The organism is Clostridia bacterium, assembly GCA_019683875.1.
Taxonomy (GTDB): domain Bacteria; phylum Bacillota; class Sulfobacillia; order RBS10-35; family Bu92; genus Bu92.
In genome coordinates this window covers 1-7,526 of record JADGHN010000085.1, presented here as the reverse complement: position 1 = coordinate 7,526, position 7,526 = coordinate 1, and the positions used below count along the sequence as shown (strand labels likewise).

At 70.1% G+C, this 7,526-nt stretch carries 7 protein-coding genes; 1 reads left to right on the top strand and 6 read right to left on the bottom strand.

The annotated features are described in order from the left end of the window. Positions 1-51 precede the first annotated feature (51 nt). Together IRZ18_07355 and trxA are read right to left on the bottom strand one after the other, a co-directional pair. A complete protein-coding gene (locus IRZ18_07355) occupies positions 52-1,425 on the bottom strand; it encodes a tetratricopeptide repeat protein (protein ID MBX5476918.1) in 1,374 nt (457 codons plus the stop codon). Between the two features lie 105 nt (positions 1,426-1,530). Further along, a complete protein-coding gene (trxA, locus tag IRZ18_07350) occupies positions 1,531-1,914 on the bottom strand; it encodes a thioredoxin (protein ID MBX5476917.1) in 384 nt (127 codons plus the stop codon). A gap of 268 nt (positions 1,915-2,182) precedes the next feature. Between trxA and IRZ18_07345 the strand changes: the two genes are divergently transcribed. After that, positions 2,183-3,550, top strand: a complete 1,368-nt coding sequence (locus IRZ18_07345; protein MBX5476916.1) for an NCS2 family permease — start codon at positions 2,183-2,185, stop codon at positions 3,548-3,550. A 135-nt stretch (positions 3,551-3,685) separates the two neighbouring features. Here IRZ18_07345 and IRZ18_07340 read toward each other — a convergent pair whose 3' ends face one another. Genes IRZ18_07340 through IRZ18_07325 form a run of 4 tightly spaced genes read right to left on the bottom strand, consistent with a single transcriptional unit; the run spans position 3,686 to position 7,402 of the window. Next, a complete protein-coding gene (locus tag IRZ18_07340) occupies positions 3,686-4,402 on the bottom strand; it encodes an ABC transporter ATP-binding protein (GenBank protein ID MBX5476915.1) in 717 nt (238 codons plus the stop codon). Then, a complete protein-coding gene (locus IRZ18_07335) occupies positions 4,399-5,163 on the bottom strand; it encodes an ABC transporter ATP-binding protein (GenBank protein ID MBX5476914.1) in 765 nt (254 codons plus the stop codon). Before IRZ18_07335 ends, IRZ18_07340 begins: the two co-directional genes overlap by 4 nt. A gap of 32 nt (positions 5,164-5,195) precedes the next feature. Then, the gene (locus IRZ18_07330; GenBank protein ID MBX5476913.1) at positions 5,196-6,461 is read right to left on the bottom strand and encodes a branched-chain amino acid ABC transporter permease; all 1,266 of its coding nucleotides are present in this window, start codon (positions 6,459-6,461) and stop codon (positions 5,196-5,198) included. A 2-nt stretch (positions 6,462-6,463) separates the two neighbouring features. Then, positions 6,464-7,402: a branched-chain amino acid ABC transporter permease gene (locus IRZ18_07325; protein ID MBX5476912.1), complete on the bottom strand. Its 939-nt coding sequence runs from the start codon at positions 7,400-7,402 to the stop codon at positions 6,464-6,466. Positions 7,403-7,526: the final 124 nt, after the last annotated feature.

Sequence of the window (7,526 nt, the reverse complement as noted above, 5' to 3'; positions counted from 1 at the left end):
GATGACGCGCTGGGCGCGTGCGAACAATTCCGAGGAACGGCTTGACACGGTTCAGGTCCTTCCCTTCCAACCGTCCAGCCAACGCCGGACGCGCGCGGCAGATGCCTCGTCCTCGACCGGGGCCGCCGCCAGCCGCTCCAGCCCGAGGCGCGCGAGCACGGCCCGCTCGCCCGGCCAGAGGCTCTCCGGCTCGGGCGCCCGCGCGAGGTGGGCGGCCGCTTCCGCGAGGCGACCCGCAGCCGCGTCCGACGCGCACTTGAGCAGAGACAGCCGCGGGTGCCCGGGCGCCAGCGACTCCGCCTGGCGGATGGCGGCGCCCGCCCTGGGTCCGTGCCCCAATGCCAGCCTGACCCAGGCCAGCGCCTGCCATGCCCAGGCGTCGCGCGGGCGGGCGCGCGTCCAGCGCTCGGCCACGTCCAGCGCGTCGGAGTCGCGCCCGCGCGCGAGGAGGAGGTCCACCTGGTGCGCCCAGGCCGGCGAGAACTGGGGAACCCGTTCCACAACGGCCGACCAATGCGCGAGCGCGCCGTCGACGTCGCCGTCCCGCGCCGCCTCCACGCCCAGGTTGAAGTGCGCGTCCGGGTGGCCGGGCTCCAGGCGCAGCGCCTCCTCCCAGGCGGCGCGCGCCTCCGCTCGCCGGCCGGCGCGCGCCCACGCGTCGCCCAGGTTGACGCGCAGCGAGGCGTCCTTGGGATCGCGCCGCGCGGCTTCCGCGAAGTGGGCCGCGGCCGCGAGGGCGTCGCCCTTGCGCAGGGCGATCTGCCCCAGATTGTAGTGGAAGGCGGCGTTGTCCGCGCCGGCCGCCCGCGCCCGTTCGGCGTACGCCTCCGCCTCCTCGAGGCGCCCGGCGGACAGGTGCGCGGCGACGAGATTGTTCAGCGCCATGACCTGTCCCGGATCCCGTTCCAACATGCGCTGCCAGGCAGCGATCGCCTGGTCCGCGTGGCCGCGCGCGAGGTGTACCTCCGCCAGGGCCTCGAGCGCCATCTGCACGACCTGGCCCGGTTGGGCCTGCGGCGAGGTCTCGGCGTCGTCCCCGTGCTGGGCGGCGAGGCCCAGATGGTGCGTGGCCGCGTCCCACATGCCCTTGCTCGCGTACGCCCGGCCGAGCATGTAGTGCGCGCCGGCGTGCGAGGGCCGGCGCCGCACGATCCGGCGCCACGCCGCGATGGCGGCGTCGATGTCGCCGGCCTCCGCCTCGGCTACGCCCAACAGGTAGAGGATGAGATCGTCCTTGGGGGCCATCTTCTCGCAGGCGCGGAGCTGGTCGCGGGCTTCGCCCGGCTGGCCGGCTTCCAGAAGCGCGGCCGCCAGCGCGCGGCGCGCGGCGAGATCGCGGGGCTTGCGCGCGACGAGCCCGCGCAGCGCCTCGATGGCCTCCTGCAAGCGGGCCGGGTCCGCGCGGCCCTGTCCGTCGACGCTCATGGGTCAAGGCTCCCTTCTCCGCGGCTCTCGTTGGACACAGGGGCCCGGAGGCCCCCAGCCCGATGATCCATTCGAAAGAAAACGAGGCGGGTTTGCCGCCTCGGGTCAGGGATGGTCCGGGTGCTGCGAATCGTCCGCCGGACCGTCCGGCGGGCCGTCCGCGTGGCGCAACGCCAGCCGGATGCGCCGGAGAAGCTCGTTCTTCGAGACGAAGCCCGTGATCTTGTCGAGCTCGTCCTCTTGCCGGAACAGGATCATCGTCGGCACGCTGCGAACGCCGTAGAGAGTCGCGGCCATCGGGTTCTCGTCAACGTTCAGCTTGAGGATCTTGACGGTGCCGCCAAGCTCCCCTGCCACCTCTTCGAGGACGGGGTTGAGGAACATGCACGGCTTGCACCAGGGTGCCCAGAATTCGACCAGCGTGGCTCGGTCGGAGTGGTAGACCTCCTCGGCGAAGGTGCTGTCCCGCAGCTCGACAATCTCCGCCATGCCGCCCCACCTTTCCTCGCTTCGGCGTCCACGCGGACCCTGCCGACTGTAAGCAGTACGGTTCTACACCTGCCTTGATTCCCCTCTTGGCAAAAGGCGCCGACCAGATTCCGAACATTCTCGCCAAACACGACTTTCTTTATTCGACATTTCCGTTGACAGGCATCGGCCGCCATCCTAGCATCAAATCGTGGTGATCGCGCACGCTGGGGCCGGAAGGTCCAGCTCTGCGGATTCACATAATGTTCGGAAACAAGGAGGCGGTCGCGTGCTGGAGCGGTGGTTTCAGCTGAGGAAGCACGGCTCGGACGTGCGCACGGAAGTCGTCGCCGGCCTCTCGACGTTCATGGCGATGGCCTACATCCTGTTCGTCAACCCGAGCATCCTGTCGATCGCCGGCGTGCCGCGCGACGGGGTGTTCTTCGCGACGGCCGTCGGCGCCGGCCTCGCCACCCTCGCCATGGGCCTGTTCGTCAACTACCCGATCGCTTTGGCGCCCGGCATGGGCTTGAACGCCTTCTACACGTTCACCGTGGTGCTGGGCATGGGCATTCCGTGGCAGACGGCGCTCGGCGCGGTGTTCATCTCGGGCATCATTTTCCTGCTGCTCACCGTAACCCGCGTGCGCCAGCTCATCATCGAGGCCATCCCCAGCAGCCTCAAGCACGCGATCACGGTCGGCATCGGGCTCTTCATCACCCTGATCGGGCTGAAGCTGACCGGCATCATGACGGTCGTCCTTTCCCTGACGCCGGACACGCTGAAGGCCGTCGAGGCCGGTCACGGCAACGCGGTCGCGACGCCGCTCGACACGGTGATCGCGATGGGCGACATCCTCAAGCCGGACACGCTCGTGGCCATCCTGGGCATCGTCCTGATCGGCATTCTGATGGCGCTGCGCGTGCGGGGCGCGGTGCTCCTCGGCATTCTCGGCACGATGCTCATCGGCGTGCCGTTCGGCGTCACGGATCTCTCGCACTTCAAGCTCCTTCAGGTGCCCCACTTCGACCAGACGATCGTGGGCCAGCTCGACATCCTGGGCGCGCTCAAGATGGGACTCCTCACCGTGATCTTCACGTTCACGTTCGTCGAGCTCTTCGATTCGCTCGGCACGATCGTCGGGACGGCGCAGCGGGCCGGGCTCATCGACGACTCCGGCTCCTTCCCGCGCGTCGGCCGCGCCCTCGCCGTGGACGCGGCGGCCGTCACCGGCGGCGCCGTCCTCGGCACGAGCACGATCACGGCCTACATCGAAAGCGCGACCGGCATCGCCGCCGGCGGCCGCACCGGCCTGACGGCGGTCGTCGTCGGTGTGCTGTTCCTGCTCGCCGTCTTCTTCGCGCCCGTGGCCGGCATCATCCCGGACGCGGCCACGGCACCCGCGCTCGTCATCGTGGGCGTGCTCATGATGGCGGCGGTGAAGGGGATCGACTTCGAGGACTTCACGGTGGCGCTGCCGGCGTTCCTGACGATCGTCCTCATGCCGTTCACCTACAGCATTGCGAACGGCGTCTCGGCGGGCCTGCTGCTCTATCCGCTGATGAAGCTCGTGACCGGACGCGCCCGCGAGGTGCACTGGGTCCTCTGGGTGCTGGCCGCCGTCGTGCTGGCCCGGTTCATCTGGCTCATGGCGTGAGTTCCGGCGCGGCGCGCCTGAGCGCCGCCGCCGAAACGCGGAGCCCGGGGGCGGGGAGCGCCCCCGGGCTCTTTCGCGCTGTTCGGACGCCGCGGCCGCGCGCCCCCGCGGCGCTCGCCCGGTCCTGTCCGGGCCTCAGGCCCCCAGGTACGCCTCCCGCACGTCCGGGTTCGCCAGCAGCGTGCCGGCATCGCCGGAGAGGACGATCCGCCCCGTCTGCAGCACATACCCCCGGTGCGCCACGTGGAGCGCCTGGTGCGCGTTCTGCTCCACCAGAAGCACCGTGAGGCCCTCCCGGTTCAGTTCCGCGATGGTGGCGAAGATCTGCTCGACGAGCACCGGCGCGAGGCCCATCGAAGGCTCGTCGAGGAGGATGACCTGCGGATTCGACATGAGGGCGCGGCCGATGGCCAGCATCTGCTGCTCTCCGCCGGACATGGTGCCGGCCTTCTGCGCGCGCCGTTCCTTCAGCCGCGGGAAGAGCTCGAAGACGTACGCCATGCGGCGCGCGATCTCTCTCACGTCCCGGACGAGGCAGGCGCCGAGCTGAAGATTTTCCTCCACCGTGAGCCGCGCGAAGACGCGCCGCCCCTCGGGCACGTGCGCCACGCCCAGCGCCGCCGTCCGATGCGGCGGCCAACCGCGGGTGTCCTGCCCGAGAATCCGCACGGCGCCGTGCCTCGGCCGCACGATGCCCGAGATGACACGCAGCGTGGTGGACTTTCCGGCGCCGTTCGCGCCGATGAGCGTGACGACCTCTCCCCGCGACACGCGGAGCGACACGCCCTTCAGGGCCTCCACCGACCCGTAGAACGCGCGCACGCCTTCGAGCTCGATGACGGTTTCGCTCACCGCTCCACCGCCTTTCCCAGGTACGCTTCGATCACGCGCGGGTCGCGCCGGATGGCCTCCGGCGGCCCCTCCGCGATCTTTGCGCCGTGGTCGAGCACCGTCACGACGTCGGAAATGCCCATGACGACCTTCATGTCGTGTTCGATGAGCAGGATCGTCAGGCCGCGCTCCCGCCGGAGCGCGTCGATCAGCTCCATGACGGCCTCGGTCTCGCGGGGGTTCATGCCGGCGGCCGGCTCGTCGAGCAGCAGCAGCGCCGGCCGCACCGCGAGGGCGCGCGCGATCTCCAGCCGCCGCTGGTGGCCGTAGGGCAGGTTCTTCGCCAGCTCGTTGCCCAGGCCGCCGAGGCCCACGGCCTCCAGCAGCTCAAGCGCCTCTGTCTGCGCGCGCCGCTCTTCCTCGTAAGCGCGCCGCGTCCCCAGCACCACGTCGAACAGGTTGGCGCGCAGGTACTGGTGCATGCCGATGAGGACGTTCTCCACGGCGGTGAGTTCCTTGAACAGCCGGATGTTCTGGAACGTCCGGCTGATGCCCCGCTCCGCCACCTTCTCCGGGGGCAATCCGGCGATGCTGCGGCCGCGGAAGACGATATCCCCCGCGTCCGGCCGGTAGATGCCGGTGATCATGTTGAAGAGCGTCGTCTTGCCGGCGCCGTTCGGGCCGATGAGGCTGTGCACGCGCCCGGCCTCGATGCGCAGGTCCACGCGATCCACGGCGACGAGGCCGCCGAAGCGCTTCGTCACCTGGCGCGCCTTGAGGATGACGCCCGCCGCCTCGACCGCGACGCTGGACGTCACGCCGGCTCACCTCCCGAAGCCGCCGGGCGCGCTGCGCCCTCTTCGACGTTCACGTGGCGGCGGCGCGCCGGGATGAGCCCCTCGGGCCGCCAGATCGCCATGAGGACCAGGATGATGCCGAAAATCAGCTGATGGTACTGCGACGGGTTGAGCGCCGGCGGGATCTGAATGCCCCAACGCGCGCCCACCGAGTTGATGAAGTCCGAAATGCCGCCGAGCACCTGGACGTTGAGAAGCGTCACGATCGCCGCGCCGAGCGCCACCCCGGGAATCCCGCCCATGCCGCCGAGCACGATCATCGACACGACGCCGATCGACTCCATGAACGTGAACGAGGTCGGGTCGACGTACGACTGCTTCGCCGCGAAGATCACGCCCATCATGCCGGCGAAGGAAGCGCCGCACGCGAAGGCCAAAAGCTTCGCGCGCGTCAACGGCACGCCCATCGCGCGCGCGGCCGTCTCGTCCTCGCGGATGGCCGCCCACGCGCGCCCGATCCGCGATCCCTCAAGGCGCATCGTCACCCAGACGATCAGCCCCACGATGACGAGCGTGATGAAGTAATAGTCCACGGCCGCGCCCAGCTGCCGCGAGCCGATGGCCGGCGCGGCCACGCCGGGCAGGCCCACGGCGCCGTTCGTAATGGAGTTCAGGCCGGCGGCCAGGATGCGGATGATCTCGCCGAAGCCGAGCGTGACGATCGCGAGGTAGTCCCCGTGCAGCCGCAGCACTGGGATGCCCAGGAGCACCCCCATGAGCGCCGCGGACAGCAGGCCGAACACCACGAACGGCCAGAACCACGCGCCGCTGAGCGGCCCGTGGACGAAGGAAAGAAACTCGGCGGCCTTCCCGGTGGAGAAGATCGCCCACAGGTACGCGCCCGTCGCGTAGAACGCCACGTAGCCCAGGTCCAGGAGACCCGCGTAGCCGATCACGATGTTCAGCCCGAGCGCGAGGGCCACGTAGATCGCCACCGTGGTGCCGACGCCCATGAAGAAGGGGTTGCTCGCGGCCACGGCCGGAAAGACCACGAGCGTCTCCAAGGCGGCAATGGCCGCCTGCCAGCTCCCCGGCACGGCCCGCGCGCCGAAGATGACGAGGAGATTCGCCAGATACAGCAAGAACGCGATGATCGACCGCGGGAACAGGAGGAGGAGCGTCACCGTGAACGCGAGGTACGCCGCGACGAGCACGAGCTGCGCCTCGCGGCCGCCGGGCAGCCGCAGCCAGAGAGGGCCCACGAATCGCTGGAGAGTCGCCATCGCTACACCTTCTCCTGTACCTTCTCGCCGAGCAGGCCCGACGGCTTGAAGACCAACACCGCGACGAGGATGCAGAACGCGAACACGTTCTGAAACTTGGCCCCGACGAAGCCGCCGCCCACCTGCTCCAGAACGCCGAGCAGGATGCCCCCCAGAAACGACCCGGGAATGTTGCCGATGCCGCCGACCACGGCGGCGGTGAAGGCCTTGATGCCGACGAGAAAGCCGATGTACGGCGTGATCGTCGTGTACTGTGTGGCGAAGAGCACGCCGGCGGCGCCGCCCATCGCGGAGCCGATCAGAAACGTCAGGGCGATGATGCGGTCGACGTCCACGCCCTGAAGGGCGGCGGTCGTCGGGTCCTCCGCGACGGCGCGCATGGCGCGGCCGGCCCGCGTGCGGGAGACGAACAGCGTCAGGCCGATCATCATCAGAACGGCCGCGCCCACCACCACGAGGGAATTCGTCTTGATTGCCAGCGCGCTCGCCCACCCGGGCACGTGGAAGTGATGCACGCCCGGGAACACGTTCGGCACGGGGAGCACGAACTTCCCTTGATGAATCGTTTCGATGAGGCGGACCAGGTCCTCGATGATGAACGAGACGCCGATGGCCGAAATCAGAATGATGAGCCGCGGCGACCGCCGCAGCGGCCGGTAGGCGAACCGCTCGACGGCGACGCCGAGTGCCGCGGCCACCGCCATGGCCGGAATCAGCGCCAGGATCAGCGCCAGCCACGGATTCGCCCCGGCGCCCAGACCCCAGCGGCCCAGCGCCACGAGGACCTCCGTGCCGACGAACGCGCCCACCATGAAGATGTCGCCGTGCGCGAAGTTGATCAGTTCAAGCACGCCGTAGACCATGGTGTACCCGACGGCGATGAGCGCGTACACGAACCCGACGACGAGACCGTCCAGGAAGAGCTGAGGCAAGATGTCCACCGCGGGGCTCCTTACGTGGGGCAAGCGCGGCGACGTCGCGGCCGGGGCGGGCGGGGGGGGGGGGGGGCGGGGGGGCCCCCCCCCCCGCCGCCCGCCGCGCCGGGGCCCCCCGCCGGCGCCCGCG